The organism is Novosphingobium sp. BW1, from assembly GCF_008107685.1.
GTDB lineage: Bacteria > Pseudomonadota > Alphaproteobacteria > Sphingomonadales > Sphingomonadaceae > Novosphingobium.
In genome coordinates this window covers 1-1321 of record NZ_VIRF01000123.1, presented here as the reverse complement: position 1 = coordinate 1321, position 1321 = coordinate 1, and the positions used below count along the sequence as shown (strand labels likewise).

At 60.6% G+C, this 1321-nt stretch carries 1 protein-coding gene and 1 other annotated feature; the gene reads left to right on the top strand.

The window, feature by feature from the left end:
- The first annotated feature begins 53 nt into the window (after window positions 1-53).
- Window positions 54-1282 (top strand): IS3 family transposase gene (locus tag FMM79_RS20455; protein ID WP_148629359.1). Its coding sequence is split into 2 segments (ribosomal slippage): window positions 54-342 and window positions 342-1282, totalling 1230 coding nucleotides; the frame shifts between segments, so codons are not numbered across the junction.
- Window positions 335-451, top strand: a sequence feature (AL1L pseudoknot). Its footprint overlaps the gene before it by 117 nt.
- Window positions 1283-1321: the final 39 nt, after the last annotated feature.

The window sequence follows — 1321 nt, the reverse complement described above, 5'->3', positions numbered from 1 at the left end:
TGAACCGCGCCGGGATTGCCGGAGGCCCTAACTCCTGAGAGGAAGGGTCTACGATGAGCAAGACGACAAACAAGTTTGCACCTGAAGTTCGGCAGCGGGCGATCCGCATGGTTCTGGAACATGAAGGCGATTATCCTTCTCGCTGGGCTGCGATCACGTCGGTGGCTGAGAAGATCGGATGTTCCGGGCACACGCTGCTGGAATGGGTGAAGAAGTCCGAGGTGGACAGCGGCAAGCGCGGTGGTGTGCCGACGGAGACCGCCGAGAAGCTCAAGGCATTGGAGCGTGAAGTCCGCGAACTGCGGCAAGCCAATGAGATTTTGCGCAAGGCGTCGGCATATTTTGCCCAGGCGGAGCTCGACCGCCCGTTCAAACGATGATCGCCTTTATCGACGAGCATCGCGATGCCCATGGGGTCGAGCCGATCTGCAGGGTTCTGCCGATCGCCCCATCCACCTATTACGAGCGTCTTGCCAAGCGGCGAGATCCGGCCTTGCAATCCGCTCGCGTGCGGCGGGATGAAGAGCTGAAGCCCGAAGTTCTGCGGGTCTTTGCCGAGAACTTCGGCGTCTACGGCGTTCGCAAGGTATGGCGGCAAATGAACCGCGAGGGCTTCGATGTTGCACGCTGCACAGTGCAGCGGCTTATGCGAGAGCTTGGCCTGCAAGGGGTGATCCGGGGCAAACCGGTGCGCACCACGATTGCCGATAAGGCGGCTCCGTGCCCGCTCGACCAGGTCAATCGCCAGTTCCATGCTCCGGCGCCGAACATGCTCTGGGTTTCCGACTTCACGTATGTCGCGACTTGGGCGGGGTTTGTCTACGTCGCCTTCGTGATCGACGTCTACGCCCGCTACATTGTGGGTTGGCGTGTCAGCAAGACGGCGCATGCCAGCTTCGTGCTGGATGCGTTAGAGCAGGCTATCCACGACCGGCGGCCCGTTCACCGGGGCGGCTTAGTTCATCACAGCGACCGTGGCTCGCAATACGTGTCCATCAAGTACACCGAGCGCCTTGCTGAAGCCGGCATCGAGCCGTCCGTCGGTAGCGTCGGCGACAGTTACGACAACGCTTTGGCCGAGACGATCAACGGCCTTTACAAAGCTGAGGTCATCCACCGCCGAGGACCTTGGCGCTCGTTCGAAGCCGTCGAATACGCCACACTGGAATGGGTCGACTGGTTCAACAACAGGCGCCTGCTAGAGCCGATCGGAAACATTCCTCCGGTCGAAGCCGAGCAGCGCTACTACGCCATGCTGGACGACGTTCCATTGGCTGCATAATTTAAGACGAATGGCCTCCGGCAATCCCGGCGCGGTTCA